Source organism: Agrobacterium sp. P15N1-A, from assembly GCF_044626815.1.
Lineage (GTDB): Bacteria > Pseudomonadota > Alphaproteobacteria > Rhizobiales > Rhizobiaceae > Agrobacterium > Agrobacterium leguminum.
Genome location: NZ_JBIUPF010000005.1, coordinates 381,913 through 395,197 on the forward strand (window position 1 = coordinate 381,913; position 13,285 = coordinate 395,197).

The 13,285-nt window shown below is 61.7% G+C and carries 17 protein-coding genes; 11 read left to right on the forward strand and 6 right to left on the reverse strand.

Annotated features, from left to right (window positions below):
* Nucleotides 1–40: 40 nt before the first annotated feature.
* Genes ACIK7D_RS19125 through ACIK7D_RS19140 form a run of 4 tightly spaced genes read right to left on the reverse strand, consistent with a single transcriptional unit; the run spans nt 41 to nt 2,848 of the window.
* Entirely contained in the window at nt 41–424 is a 384-nt protein-coding gene (locus tag ACIK7D_RS19125) for a hypothetical protein (protein WP_400157084.1), read from the reverse strand.
* Nucleotides 421–1,359: a U32 family peptidase gene (locus ACIK7D_RS19130; RefSeq protein WP_400157085.1), complete on the reverse strand. Its 939-nt coding sequence runs from the start codon at nt 1,357–1,359 to the stop codon at nt 421–423. Before ACIK7D_RS19130 ends, ACIK7D_RS19125 begins: the two co-directional genes overlap by 4 nt.
* Before the next feature lie 5 nt (nt 1,360–1,364).
* Nucleotides 1,365–2,342 carry a peptidase U32 family protein gene (locus ACIK7D_RS19135; RefSeq protein WP_400157086.1) on the reverse strand — a complete coding sequence of 326 codons (978 nt, stop codon included), beginning with the start codon at nt 2,340–2,342 and terminating at the stop codon, nt 1,365–1,367.
* Entirely contained in the window at nt 2,333–2,848 is a 516-nt protein-coding gene (locus tag ACIK7D_RS19140; protein ID WP_400157087.1) for an SCP2 domain-containing protein, read from the reverse strand. The genes ACIK7D_RS19135 and ACIK7D_RS19140 overlap by 10 nt, the downstream gene beginning before the upstream one ends.
* 149 nt (nt 2,849–2,997) lie before the next feature.
* Between ACIK7D_RS19140 and ACIK7D_RS19145 the strand changes: the two genes are divergently transcribed.
* The 3 genes from ACIK7D_RS19145 to ACIK7D_RS19155 are packed head-to-tail and all read left to right on the forward strand — an operon-like array spanning nt 2,998 to nt 5,506.
* Nucleotides 2,998–3,348 (forward strand): DUF488 domain-containing protein, encoded by a 351-nt coding sequence (locus ACIK7D_RS19145; protein WP_400157088.1) that lies wholly within the window; start codon nt 2,998–3,000, stop codon nt 3,346–3,348.
* 56 nt (nt 3,349–3,404) lie between these two features.
* A complete protein-coding gene (locus tag ACIK7D_RS19150; protein WP_400157089.1) occupies nt 3,405–4,919 on the forward strand; it encodes a UbiD family decarboxylase in 1,515 nt (504 codons plus the stop codon).
* Nucleotides 4,916–5,506 (forward strand): UbiX family flavin prenyltransferase, encoded by a 591-nt coding sequence (locus tag ACIK7D_RS19155; protein ID WP_400157090.1) that lies wholly within the window; start codon nt 4,916–4,918, stop codon nt 5,504–5,506. Before ACIK7D_RS19150 ends, ACIK7D_RS19155 begins: the two co-directional genes overlap by 4 nt.
* A 4-nt stretch (nt 5,507–5,510) precedes the next feature.
* On the opposite strand, the gene ACIK7D_RS19160 is transcribed toward ACIK7D_RS19155, so the two are convergent.
* Nucleotides 5,511–6,188: an NnrU family protein gene (locus ACIK7D_RS19160; protein WP_400157091.1), complete on the reverse strand. Its 678-nt coding sequence runs from the start codon at nt 6,186–6,188 to the stop codon at nt 5,511–5,513.
* 12 nt (nt 6,189–6,200) lie between these two features.
* The gene (locus ACIK7D_RS19165; RefSeq protein WP_003520964.1) at nt 6,201–6,356 is read right to left on the reverse strand and encodes a hypothetical protein; all 156 of its coding nucleotides are present in this window, start codon (nt 6,354–6,356) and stop codon (nt 6,201–6,203) included.
* 137 nt (nt 6,357–6,493) lie between these two features.
* Between ACIK7D_RS19165 and ACIK7D_RS19170 the strand changes: the two genes are divergently transcribed.
* The 8 genes from ACIK7D_RS19170 (at nt 6,494) to ACIK7D_RS19205 (ending at nt 13,220) form a co-directional block, all read left to right on the forward strand.
* Nucleotides 6,494–7,027: a cytochrome c oxidase subunit 3 gene (locus tag ACIK7D_RS19170; RefSeq protein WP_400157092.1), complete on the forward strand. Its 534-nt coding sequence runs from the start codon at nt 6,494–6,496 to the stop codon at nt 7,025–7,027.
* 5 nt (nt 7,028–7,032) lie between these two features.
* Nucleotides 7,033–7,323, forward strand: a complete 291-nt coding sequence (locus ACIK7D_RS19175; protein WP_400157093.1) for a hypothetical protein — start codon at nt 7,033–7,035, stop codon at nt 7,321–7,323.
* A 166-nt stretch (nt 7,324–7,489) separates the two neighbouring features.
* Nucleotides 7,490–7,942: a cytochrome c gene (locus tag ACIK7D_RS19180; protein WP_046800955.1), complete on the forward strand. Its 453-nt coding sequence runs from the start codon at nt 7,490–7,492 to the stop codon at nt 7,940–7,942.
* 24 nt (nt 7,943–7,966) lie between these two features.
* On the forward strand, nt 7,967–9,313 hold the full coding sequence (locus ACIK7D_RS19185; protein ID WP_400157094.1) for a cbb3-type cytochrome c oxidase subunit I: 1,347 nt from the start codon (nt 7,967–7,969) through the stop codon (nt 9,311–9,313).
* A 65-nt stretch (nt 9,314–9,378) separates the two neighbouring features.
* On the forward strand, nt 9,379–10,191 hold the full coding sequence (locus ACIK7D_RS19190) for a MoxR family ATPase (RefSeq protein WP_080821062.1): 813 nt from the start codon (nt 9,379–9,381) through the stop codon (nt 10,189–10,191).
* A gap of 67 nt (nt 10,192–10,258) precedes the next feature.
* A complete protein-coding gene (locus ACIK7D_RS19195; RefSeq protein WP_400157095.1) occupies nt 10,259–12,157 on the forward strand; it encodes a nitric oxide reductase activation protein NorD in 1,899 nt (632 codons plus the stop codon).
* Between the two features lie 145 nt (nt 12,158–12,302).
* Nucleotides 12,303–12,608 (forward strand): DUF2249 domain-containing protein, encoded by a 306-nt coding sequence (locus tag ACIK7D_RS19200; RefSeq protein WP_400157096.1) that lies wholly within the window; start codon nt 12,303–12,305, stop codon nt 12,606–12,608.
* A 78-nt stretch (nt 12,609–12,686) separates the two neighbouring features.
* Nucleotides 12,687–13,220, forward strand: coding sequence for a DUF2249 domain-containing protein (locus ACIK7D_RS19205; protein WP_400157097.1), 534 nt, complete (start codon nt 12,687–12,689; stop codon nt 13,218–13,220).
* Nucleotides 13,221–13,285 lie beyond the last annotated feature (65 nt).

Consider the following 13,285-nt stretch of genomic DNA (forward strand, 5'->3'; position numbering starts at 1 on the left):
CGCTCTTTGCGCAGGATCAAACAGGGCCGAAAACAGGGATTTATTCACCCTTCTTGAGTGAGAGCGCGTCCCGCAGGATTCGCGAGCCCTCCTGCGCGGCGGCAGCGATATCGAGAAACATCAGGCTTGCGGTTTCGACCACGCCTTCATCCACCGTGTCGTCTTCGGCGAAATCGCAGAGCATCTCGGTCAGGAGCGCTATCTTGCGCCGCTCCTCGCGGGCGGCGGCCAGAAGCTTGACGATATTGCGCTGGCGCTCGAAATCCTCGAGTTCGCGCAGCGCCTCGTGCACCCTGTCGCGGCAGCTGCAATCAAGCGCGCTCTGCAAGACAATGTCGCGCACCAGATGGATTGCCGCCGCGATATCCGCTCCGCCCGGCGCTGCTGCGGACAGCTTTTGCTCACTTTGCCCGTTCGTCGTCATGCATTCACCCCATGCGCCGTGTTGCGGGCGCGGGCGATCCAGGCCGCACCTTCCTGCCCGTGGTGAAAACCATTGGAAAAGGGCACGTCCGGATAGATTTGCCCGAGATGGGCAAGACCGTCCTCCGCCTCCCGCCTGCCGGCCAGAACATCGTCATGGATTTGCGCCACCGCAACCATGTCGCAGTCCTGCGGCGACAGCCGGAAGCGGGAAATGCCGGTGGCCGCCAGATCCTGCAATTCGCCAAGCAGCGACTGGCAGGTGTGCGACACCGTCTGCACGCCGTTCAGCGCCAGAAACGACTGCCGGTCAAGCGTGCGCACCGGCAATCCGTCAGGGTCGTCACCGCAGACGAACTGGCAATTATCCTTGATATTGCCCTTGGCGCGGGCGTGGGCGCAGCGCGCCGAAATGGCGAGCGGCAGGCGGCCGAAGGCAAGGATTTCGAAGTCCACATCAGGCGTCTCCACCACGATGCGCTCCACCGAGGTCATCGGCAGTTCCGGCGGCAGGCAGATGGCACTCGCCCCACGAGAAGAAAGCAGCCGCGCGGTCGCGGCATTATAAACGTTCACCATTGGCCCGACGACATGCGGCGTGCCGTGCAGCATGCCGAGCGCGGAAAGATCGTTCGCCTCGACCGGATAGGGGCTATCGGCGATCAGGCCGCGCAGGTGGCGGCTTTCCCGCTCCAGCGTCACCAGCGAAAGCGTCGAGAGGATCACCTGTTTTCCCGCATTCTCCAGCCGCTCGATCACGTCGGCCAGATGCGGCTCGGTGAAATGAAACCGTTTGGAACAGACGGTTTCACCAAGATAGACATGGCTGACGGGCGCTTCATCGGCGATGCGAAAGTAAAAATCGCGCCATTTCTCGCCCTGCCAGAGATAAAGGACCGGGCCGAGCGCCAATGTGGCTTCTGCGGGTTTTGCCATCGCCGTCATCTCCAGCGTTTCTCATAAGCGCCGACGGTGGTGCGCTGGCCTTCGCTCAAGAGCCGGAGGCGGGAAAGCAGCCTGCCGCGCTCTTCAGCACCGGCGGCAAGCGCCCGGTGCAGGGTGGAAACCACTTCCGCGACGTAGGCCTTGCCGCGCTGGCGGCCCTCGATCTTCAGCGCGCTGACGCCCGCTTCGCGCAAGGCATCGATCTGGTCCATTACATCAAGCGACACCGGATCCTCGAAGGCATAGGACCTGTCATCCGCAATCTCGAACCGGCCCTTGCACAGCGTCGGGTAACCCGCCGCCTCGCCGGCGGGAAAACGGTTGATGGTATAATCGCCAAGTTCCGATACCAGCGCCTGCCCGTCCTGCCGGTAGCGGACATGGCTTGCTGGTGAGCAGACGCCGTTCATGTTGGGTGACTTGCCTGTGGCGTAGGAGGATAGCGAGCAGCGCCCCTCCGCCATGACGCAAAGACCGCCGAACACGAAGATTTCGATCTCGCAGCGGATCTGCCGCGCCAGCCGGGCGATGTCGGGAATCGTCAGGGTGCGCGGCAGCACCACACGTTTCGCGCCGAAGGCATCGACGAGGAAATTCACCGCGTCCGCATTGGAGGCGGAGGCCTGCACGGAGACATGGATGCGCTGCTGCGGATGGTGTTCGGCCACATGCGCCATCAGGCCGAAATCGGCAAGGATAAGCGCATCCGCCCCCGCCTTCACCGCATTGGCCGCACCGCGATACCAGATATCCTCATTGCCCGCGCGCATGAAGGTGTTGAGTGCGACGAAAGTCTGGACGCCGCGCTTCTTTGCGTAAGCGATGGCTTCGGCAAGCTCTTCGCGGGAAAAATTGAGGCCGGGAAAATTGCGGGCATTGGTTTCATCGCGAAAGCCGCAATAGACCGCGTCCGCCCCGGCATCCACGGCCTCGCGGAAGGCGGCGGGTGTTCCCGCAGGACAGATCAGCTCCATGCCGCACCTCCACGCGTTCCGGATAGAACATGGCCGCGCAGGCGGTTCGCAAGCCCCGTTACCACCGGTGCAAAAGGCCCGGCAAAGGCACCGAGATCGCGCGGCAGATCAATGCCGCTGTCATCAAGCGCATTGCGCAGTGCCAGCATCGCCTCCATGTCGCCGGTCACGCTGAGATCCCGCGAAAAAAACAGCGCATCGGCATCCTGCCGCCCCTCCATCAGCGCCAGCAGCATGAAAAGCGGCCCTTCCACCGCCGCATCCACCTTCGGCAGACGGCCCTTTCGGCTGACGGTGATGGCCGGACGCGCCGGCTCAACCATGAAGGCGAAGGGCAGATCGACAGGCAGGAAGGCATAGCGTTTGCCGCTATGCTCACCGAGCCGGCCGAACAGATCAGGGTGCCGCTTCATGATCTGTGCCAGCATCGTCGCCGTCGCTCGCTGCACCACGGCAAGGGGCAGAAAATTCATGGGGGTAGCGATGGCGGCGGGAAACGGTCTCATAAATGGTCCTGTCAGGTCAGTTGCGGACAGGACCCTAACCGCAGCACACCGGCACCGGTTTGAGCGAACGCAAAGACAGAGAGATTTTCGGGTGCGGTTTCACAAAAGCCGCTATAAATCATTAACTTGCGAAGCGAAGGAGGCCGCCCATGTCCGATATAAGGATCAAACGGATTTACGATGCCGCCAGCGGTGATGACGGCGCACGCATTCTGGTGGACCGGCTGTGGCCGCGCGGCATGCGCAAGGAAACCGCACAGCTTTCGCTGTGGATGAAGGAAATCGCGCCCAGCAACGAATTGCGCAAGAACTTCTCCCATATGCCGTCTCGCTTTGAGGAATTCACCCGGCACTATCATGAGGAGCTGGCCGCCAATCCCGATGCCGTGGCGCGCATGAAGGAGCTGATGGCGAAGGGCCGCGTCACGCTGCTTTATGCCGCCCATGATACCGAACACAACCACGCCCTCGTTCTTGCCGACTATCTTCGTTCGCACTGAAGCCGCATTTGCGGCAGCGCAAGGACATGCCGCACCGCCACCGGCAAAAAGGCGGCATGAGAGACGAGAAAACAGAAACTAAACCCGCCCACGCAGCCGATCTGCGCGGTTTCGTCCGGTTGCTGGAAGAACGCGGGCAGCTGCGGCGAATCCGCCAGCCGGTCTCACTGGTGCACGAAATCACCGAAATCCACCGCCGCGTGCTCGCCGATGGTGGGCCGGCGCTGCTGTTCGAGCAACCCGTCGACCATGAGGGCAAGGTGCGGGACATGCCGCTGCTTGCCAATCTCTTCGGCACGCGGCAACGCATCGAATGGGGTCTGGGGCTGGAAACGGGCGGCCTGCCAGCACTTGGACAAAAGCTTGCCGAATTGCGCGAGCCACGGCCGCCGAAATCCATGGCCGAGGCATGGGGTAAGCTGCCTTTGCTGCGGGCAGCACTGTCCATGCGGCCACGCAACGTCTCGCGCGCGCCGGTGCAGGAAAAGGTACTGACAGGCGATGCGGTTGATCTTGCCCGCCTGCCGGTGCAATGGTGCTGGCCGGGCGAACCGGCCCCGCTCATCACCTGGCCGCTGGTCATCACCCGTTCGCCTGATGATCCCGACGATATCAATGTTGGCATCTATCGCATGCAGGTGCAGGGGCCGGACAGGGTGATCATGCGCTGGCTGGCGCATCGCGGCGGCGCGCAGCACCACCGGCTGTGGCAGGCACGCGGGCTGGATATGCCCGTAACAGTCGCTATCGGCACTGATCCCGCCACCATTCTTTCCGCCGTCATGCCGCTTCCCGAACATATCAGCGAGCTTGGTTTTTCCGGCCTGCTGCGCGGCTCGAAAAGCCGCATCGCGAAGGCACTGACGGTGCCGATGCCGGTGCCCGCCAATGCCGAGATCGTGCTGGAAGGTACTGTCTCGGCCAAGGAAACGGCAATGGAAGGCCCCTATGGCGACCACACCGGCTATTATAATTCCGTCGAAGCCTTTCCGATCATGACGCTGTCGGCCATCACCATGCGGCGCGATCCGATCTATCTTTCCACCTATACCGGCCGGCCGCCGGATGAACCCTCGGTCCTCGGCGAAGCCATGCTCGAGATTTTCCTGCCGCTCGTCAAAAGGCAGTTTGCGGAAATCGTCGATCTGTGGATGCCGCCGGAGGCCTGTTCCTACCGCGTCATGGTCGCCTCCATCGACAAGCGTTATCCCGGGCAAGCAAAGCGGGTGATGATGAGCCTGTGGTCGATGCTGCCGCAGTTCAGCTATGTGAAGCTCATCATTCTGGTCGATCCCGACATCAATGTGCGCAGCTGGGCGGATGTGATCTGGGCGCTTTCCACCCGTTTCGACGCTTCGCGCGATACAACGATCATCGACGATACGCCGATCGATTATCTCGACTTCGCCTCGCCGAAAACCGGCCTCGGCGGCAAGATGGGGCTGGACGCCACCCGCAAGCTTTCGCCGGAGACGGAGCGCCAATGGGGCCGCGTGCTCTCCATGACACCTGACGTCATCGCAAAGGTGGATCTGATGTGGCGTGATCTCGGACTTGGAGAACGGCCATGACCCCGTGCCGCGTCGTGGTCGGCGTCACCGGCGCCTCGGGTGCCGGCATCGCCCTGCGCATCATCGAGCGCCTTGCCGGGATGAAAAGCGTCGAAATCCATCTCGTCTTGTCGCCATCCGCCAGACACACCGTGCTGCATGAGGAAGGTGCCGAGGCCATGGGGCGGATGCTCTCGCTCGCCAGCGTCAATCATGCCGTCGATGATATTGGTGCGGCGATTGCCAGCGGCTCCTTCCCAACGGCCGGCATGATCGTCGCCCCCTGCTCCATGCGGACGCTCGCGGCCATTGCAACCGGGTTTTCGGACAATCTTCTTACCCGCGCCGCCGATGTGCATTTGAAGGAACGCCGGAAGCTGGTGTTGATGACCCGCGAGACGCCGCTGCATCTCATCCATCTGCGCAACATGTGCACTGTCACGGAGGCCGGTGCGATCGTCATGCCGCCGGTGCCGGCCTTTTACAACAGGCCGCAAAGCGTCTTCGATATTGTCGACCAGCTCGCCGCCCGCGCCATCGATCAACTCGGTATCGGCTCCGCGCCGCAGGCGCCGATATGGCAGCCGCACGTAGTGAAGACGTCGTGAGCGATCAGAAATAGGCCATGGGGTCCGCGCCAAAGAGCGCGGCATGGCCGCCGGCCAGCAGCCACCAGACCGTCAACCCTGTCAGTACCACGGCGAGCAGCATCGGCCCGTCCACGGCGAGGCGCGTCTTGCCGGAAAGGATTGCTGCGAAAGGGATCGTTGCGTTTTTAGCAGCCGCCGCGCTCCACGCATGACCCAGTCTTTTGCGGGCGCGTTTTTCAGTCATCGCCATCCCGCCAAGCGAAAACAGCGCAAAGCCACCGAAGAGAATAACGGAACGCAGGTCGCCATTCGGCACGACATGGCCGAGCGACCAGAACAGGAAACCGACAAGCACCGGGTGCCGCGTGATGCGCACGATTGCCCCCGGTTTATCTCCCTGCCGCACGGAAATGGAAAGCGGATTGACGCTGAGAAGACCAGCGAGCACGAAAAACAGACCAATCGGCGCTGCCAGAAAGGTGACATGCGCCTGCCAGGGCGCGACATCCCAAAGCGGAATATAATCCACCGACAGCGCGGCATAAAACACCCAGCCCAGCGCCAGAAGCGAGACCACGGAATAAGCCCCGAAATAGGCGGGCCGGCCAATGGCCGCAATCAACCGGCCACGCACGGCAGGCACGGCGGGAATGGAATGCAGCGCCACAAAAAGCGAAAGAGCGGCGACAAGTTCAAGCATGCGACTGCCTTCTCACTGGTTCAGGAACAGCACCGAAGCAATGGCCACGGAGGCAAGTACGGCGGAAACCGCGCCCATGCGCTGCAACACTCCCATACGGTACAACAGCACGGCAAAGCCAATGATAATAGGGGTTGCGACAATCAGCCCGACCTGCGCGTCGTTCATGGGAAGCTCCATTTTCCAGAGTTGCGCTTTGTCATGACAATAGGGCTTTGTGCGCTCCCTTCTTTGACCGACCGCAAAGAAGCGGGGTTTGAGGACGCCTAAGCGTGGCTTGCTGTTTTACAATTACGGGCGAGGCCATGGCGATCAATACGGAAGAGGAAAGCGGAAACCTGCTTTTGTGGATTCTGGTCTGGAGCGAACTTGCCGCCTTCGGCGCGCTGACCGGCGCCTTCATCATCGCCTTCGCCCTCAACCCTGATGCGTTCGCCGCCGCGCGCCAGCATCTGCAGCCACAACTTGCCGGCCTCAACACACTGATTTTGCTGGCAAGCGGCTGGCAGGCGGCCGTCGCGGCCAGCCACCACACCGCGCTGCCGGGCAAAAGGCGGGCGCTTGTTCTTGCCGGACTGCTTGGTTTCGCTTTCGTCGGTGTGAAGCTCCATGAATATTCCACCGAAATCGCTTTCGCGTCCGACCCCGCCTATGGCGCTTTCTTCGAGCTTTATTTCCTGCTCACCGGCTTCCATCTGCTGCATGTCGTCTTCGTGGCCGTGCTGCTGTTTCTCGTCGCAGTCTTCCCGAAAAACGAGAACATCACGCTGGTGACGACGCTGTGGCATGTCATCGATCTGGTCTGGATCGTCATTTTTCCCATCATCTATCTGGTTTGACAGTCATGATCCACCGCACCTCCCGCCAGCTTGCAAGAAGTTTTGCAGTGCTCGCCATTCTTGTTCTCGCCGGTACGGCCGTCGTCACCTCGTGGAAGGCAGCGCTTCTGCCGCCCGTTGCCGCCGCCTGCCTGATGCTGCTTTTCGCGCTCATGAAATCCAGACGCGTCATCGACGACTTTCTGGGTTTTGGCGAAGAGCGAGGCCTGCTGCGCACGGCACTTCTGGCATGGCCCGTCATCTTCGCCGCCGCAGCCCTTTTGCGGGCGTTCCTGCAGGGCATTTTGTCGCTCTGAAAAGGCGGACCACACCACCTCTCCACTTGTTTGCCAAATGGCAAAGAACGCCGGCGGCCAGCGGCTAGAAAGGCTTCAGACCCCCAGCCTGCTGGCAAATCCCGGCAAGAGGGTTCGATCAAGCCAGTCCGCATAAGCGGTCTTCCGGATGGAAAGGACCATTGGCATGGCAGAACGCCTGACCAAAACAGGAGCGCGAAACGTCTTTTACGGCGGCTCCATCTTCTTCTTCGCCATATTCGTAGGGCTAACCGCCCATAGCCATTATTACATGCGCACCACCTCGACGGATGAAAGCACGCTGACGGAAAGCGTCGCGCGCGGCAAACACGTGTGGGAGAAAAATTCCTGCATCAACTGTCACACGCTGCTAGGCGAAGGCGCCTATTTCGCACCCGAACTCGGCAATGTCTGGAAGCGCTATGGCGGCGTGGAAGACAAGGAGACGGCGCGCGATTCCATCAAGGCCTGGATGGCCGCCCAGCCCACCGGCATCGAGGGCCGGCGCCAGATGCCGCAGTTCAATCTCACCGAACAGGAACTCGATGATCTCGTCGACTTCCTCGAATGGACGAGCCGGATCAAGACGCAGAACTGGCCGCCGAACGATGCGGGTTGAGGTTGACGGCAAGGAGATGACGAGATGAAATACCAGACGCAAAAAGTCGCCATGCTGTATTTTTACGGCGCAATCGGGCTGTTCGTGGCGCAGATCCTGTTCGGCGTCATCGCCGCGACGATCTACGTGCTGCCCAACACGCTTTCCGAGCTTCTGCCCTTCAACATCGTGCGCATGATCCACACCAATGCACTGGTCGTGTGGCTGTTGATGGGCTTCATGGGCTCGACCTTCTATCTTCTGCCGGAAGAGACGGAAACGGAGCTTTACAGCCCCAAGCTCGCCATCGCGCAGTTCTGGATCTTCCTGGTGGCCGCCGCCGTTGCCGTGGTCGGTTATATGTTCCGCATCCATGAAGGCCGCGAATTCCTCGAACAGCCCTTCGCCATCAAGGTCGGCATCGTGCTTGTCGTTTTGATGTTCCTGTTCAACATCACCATGACAGCGCTGAAGGGCCGCAAGACCACCGTCATCAACATCCTGCTCTTCGGCCTCTGGGGTCTGGCGATCTTCTTCCTCTTCGCCTTTTACAACCCCATCAACCTGGCGCTGGACAAGATGTACTGGTGGTACGTCATCCATCTGTGGGTGGAAGGCGTGTGGGAACTGATCATGGCGTCGATCCTCGCCTTCCTGATGATCAAGCTCAACGGCATCGACCGCGAAGTGGTGGAAAAATGGCTCTATGTCATCGTCGGTCTTGCACTCTTCTCGGGCATCCTCGGCACCGGCCACCATTATTACTGGATCGGCGCACCGGGTTACTGGCAGTGGATCGGTTCGCTGTTCTCGACGCTGGAAGTGGCCCCCTTCTTCACCATGGTCATCTTCACCTTCGTCATGACCTGGAAGGCTGGCCGCAAGCATGAGAACCGCGCCGCGCTTCTGTGGTCGATCGGCTGCTCGGTCATGGCCTTCTTCGGCGCCGGCGTCTGGGGCTTCCTGCACACGCTGTCTTCGGTGAACTATTACACCCACGGCACGCAGCTTACCGCCGCTCACGGGCACCTCGCCTTCTTCGGCGCCTATGTGATGCTGAACCTTGCGATGATGGCCTATGCCATCCCCGAAATGAAGAAACGTGCGCCCTACAACCAGTGGCTTTCGATGACGAGTTTCTGGGTTATGTGCACGGCCATGTCGGTGATGACCTTCGCGCTGACATTCGCCGGCGTGGTGCAGATCCAGCTTCAGCGGGTCATGGGCGAAAGCTTCATGGATGTGCAGGACCAGCTGGCGATCTTCTACTGGGTCCGTCTCGGTTCTGGTTTCGCGGTTCTCATTTCGGCGGTCATGTTCATCTGGGCAATCCTGGTACCGGGCAAGCAGAAACAGGGCGACGTTGCCCGCCTCGTGCAGCCCGCCGAATGAGAAACGGACCGGCTCTCCTTTTCCCCCGGAGAGCCGGTTCCTTATCAACAAACATGGAGATGACCATGAACACAATATTCCGTCCGATCCCTCAGCCCCAGCCGGACACGCCGTTCTACACCCCGCTCGGCAATGAATGCACGCTGTTCGAAAGCGCCTGGGTGCGGCAATTGCCGCTGCTGCTGAAAGGCCCGACAGGCTGCGGCAAGACCCGTTTCGTCAGCCATATGGCAGCGAAACTCGGCCTGCCGCTTTCCACTGTTTCGTGCCACGACGATCTTGCTGCCGCTGATCTGACCGGCCGTTACCTGCTGAAAGGCGGCGAAACCGTGTGGATGGACGGCCCGCTGACGCGATCCGTGCGCCAGGGCGGCATATGTTACCTCGACGAGATCGTTGAGGCGCGCAAGGATGTAGCTGTCGTGCTGCATCCCCTCACCGACGATCGCCGCATCCTGCCGCTGGAGCGCACCGGCGAAGTGCTGGAAGCACCCTCGGGCTTCATGCTCGTCGTTTCCTATAATCCCGGATACCAGAACCTTTTAAAGAGCCTGAAACCCAGCACCCGTCAGCGTTTCGTCGCCATTGAATTCGATTTTCTGCCCAAGGAGCAGGAAATCGCCGTCGTTTCGCATGAAAGCGGGCTGGATGCGCGCGATGTCGAGCCGCTCGTCGATCTTGCCCACCGGCTGCGCGGCCTGAAGGGCCATGACCTTGAGGAAGGCGTCTCCACCCGTCTGCTCGTTTATTGCGCCAGCCTCATCGATACCGGCCTTCCCGCCCGTCAGGCCGTGCGCGCGACCATGATCGAACCGCTGACTGACGAGCCAGACGTGAAGGCCGCGCTGCATGAAGTCGCGGATGCGATCATTCGATAGGCGCTTTGATATCCACACCGGATTGCTCGGCGCCGCGCGTTCCGGTCCGATGCCATGAGGATAAACCATGCTGGACTTTCTGGAACTGGAAGAAACCGTCGGCCGCGCCTGGCACAGGCTGATCGGCGAAACCGGCACATGGCTGCGCTTCCCGGATCATGCCGTGAAGCTGGAGGATATGCAGGCCGTGCTGGCCATATGTTTCCGCGGTTTTGGCGGTGAACATGCGGTGCAGATCGCGCCGGCCCGCGCCCGCACTTCCAGCCACCGGCTGAGGCTGCGCCAGCGCATGGGTCTTGGCGAAGAGAAGCTCGCCCAGCCAGGACGCGATCATGCAACGCTGATGCTGCCGCCGGTGCTCGATCTGTTTCCCGACCGCTGCCTCAACCGCGATCTCTATCTCTGGCTCGCCGCCGCCATGGCGATGATGCCGCTTGAACCAGTCATGGCCGCCGACCCGCTTCGCAACGATCTTGCCCGGCTCGACCGCGCCGCAGAACTGGCAAAAGCCGTCACCCATGCCTTCCCCGGCATGAAGACCCGTTATCGCCGGCTTTGCGCCGCGATGCTCGCGGTCCGCCAGAAACGGCCGCTGCCCCAGACGGAGCAGCAGGTGGAACAACGGGTGCTTTCCATGCTCGCAGATGCGGGAGGGATCGAGGGCCTTGCGCCACCCGCCGGCTTTCCGGCCAAGGCGCCGCCGCGCTACCTGCCGATGCTGCCGGTGCCGCTATGGCCGGACACGCTGCTGCGCGAAACATCCGAGGCCAGGCAAAGCGAAGACCAGCCGGCAGCGGGCGCCGCGCCGCAGGGCGCAGAAGCGGCCCGCCATATCGCCGTGCGCGAAAAGACCGAGAACCGCCAGACCGAACGCAGCCCCTTCATCCTCAACCGTTTCGAAAAAATCCTCGCCATGGCGGAGATGGTCAATGTCGACCGGCCGGGTGACGACAGCGACGATGCCGACGGCAGTGCGGTGGACGAGCTTGACGATATGACGCTGGGTGAAAGAAAGGGGCGGCCTTCCGCCCGCTTCCGCTTCGATCTCGACCTGCCGCCTGAAGCACTGAACCATACCCCGCTGACAGCGGAGCTGACCTATCCCGAATGGGATTATCGCAGCGGTACCTATCTCGCCGATCATTGCCGGGTCATCGCCGGTCCGGCGAAAGACGCCGAAACGGCACCGGAACCCGGCCCGGACACCAAAAGCCTCATCCGCCGCGTCAGGCGGCAATTCGAGGTGCTGCGGCCACGCCACGAGATGCTGCGCGCCCAGCTTGACGGCAATGATCTCGATCTTGACGCCGTGGTTCGCGCCAGAAGCGATATCGCCGCCGGAGGACAGGGCAGCGACCGCATTCATATGGCAAGCCGCCCGCAGGCGCATGATCTTGCCGTAACGATCCTCGTCGATGTGTCGCTATCGACCGATGCCTGGTTCGACAACCGCCGGGTGCTCGATGTGGAGAAGGAAGCCCTGCTGGTGCTTGCCCACGGGCTTTCCGCCTGCGGCGACAGTCACTCCATCCTGACCTTCACCTCCCGCCGCCGTTCCTGGGTGCGGGTGGAAACGGTGAAGGATTTCGATGAGTCGATGGCGCATACTATCGAGCGTCGCATCGCGGCGCTGAAACCCGGCTTCTACACCCGCATCGGCCCGGCCATCCGCCACGCCAGCGCCAAGCTGCGTGAAAGGCCGGAGCGGCGCAAGCTGCTTCTGCTGCTGACGGATGGCAAGCCGAACGATGTCGACCACTATGAGGGCCGCTTCGCCATTGAGGACAGCCGCCGCGCGGTCTCCGAGGCGCGACGCTCTGGCGTCAGCGTGTTCGGCGTAACGGTGGACAGCAAAGCGCAATCCTATATTCCGGCCATGTTCGGCCAGAACGGCTATGCCATCGTCAACAGGATCGCCAAGCTGCCATGGGCGCTGCCGGCAATCTATCGCAGCCTTGCCGGCTGAAGCATGTCGCGCAACGAACCTGACGAATCTCAGGTTTGTTTGCGCGGCGACAATGTCTCGCGACCGCCCGGCGGATAGGTTTTTCCAGTCCGTCGGCCGGCCGCACCGCCGGACATCATTCCATCCGCGGCCGTGGAGCCAGCCTATGTCCGAAGCCCAAACCGCAACCAATATCGACGTGCGCATCATTCCGCACCGCGAACGCCATCCGCGCATTTTCGGTGCGCTCAACGCATTGACCGAAGGTCAATCGCTACAGATCACCAGCGATCACGATCCCCGTCCACTGCTTTACCAGCTGGCCACAAATTTCCCCGGCCAGTTCGGCTGGGAATACCTCGAACAGGGCCCGGAAGTCTGGCGTCTCGATATCGGCCGGCTGGAAGAACAGGCCGAAGGTTCCGAGGACGATATGTCCGGCTGCGAATGCTGCTGCGGATCCGAACATTGACCCCTGCCCCGGCGGTGTGGTGAAAAGACCTCTGGCGGATGGCCCTTGCCGCCGCCAGCCGACAGATGAGGTGATGCAATGACGGAAATGATCAGGGAACTCGATGTCCGGCCGCTTTTGCTGAGCGGCGGCGAGCCCTTTCCGGCCATCATGGAAGCCGTGGCCGGGCTTGCTCCCGGTGAGGCGCTGCGATTATACGCCACCTTCCGGCCCGTTCCGCTGTTCAAGGTGATGGCGGAGCGCGGTTTCGACCATCAGGTGACGGAAATCGGCGGCGGTGACTGGGAAGTGCTGTTTACGCCGCAATCCACTGAGACCGAACAGATTTCCGTTTCGCCGGCACTTGCGGGCAACGCCGAGGAGCCGCAGATATGGCCCGATCCGGTCATCTATCTCGATCTGAGCGACGAGACGGCCGAAGGCCAGGCGAGCCGCACGCTTGCCGCACTCGACCGTCTTCCGCCGGGTGCCGTGATCTTCGTGCTGATGCCGCAGGAGCCGACTTTCCTTTACCCCGAACTTCTGGCCCGAGGCCATCAATGGGCCGGCAATTTCGACGAGGCACGCACGGCGTTCCGCATCTTCATCCGCGCCGGTGCCGGCGCGCATTAAGCCAGAAATCAAATCCCCAGAAAACGAAACGCCCCGGAAGTTGCCTCCGGGGCGGTTCGTTTTTG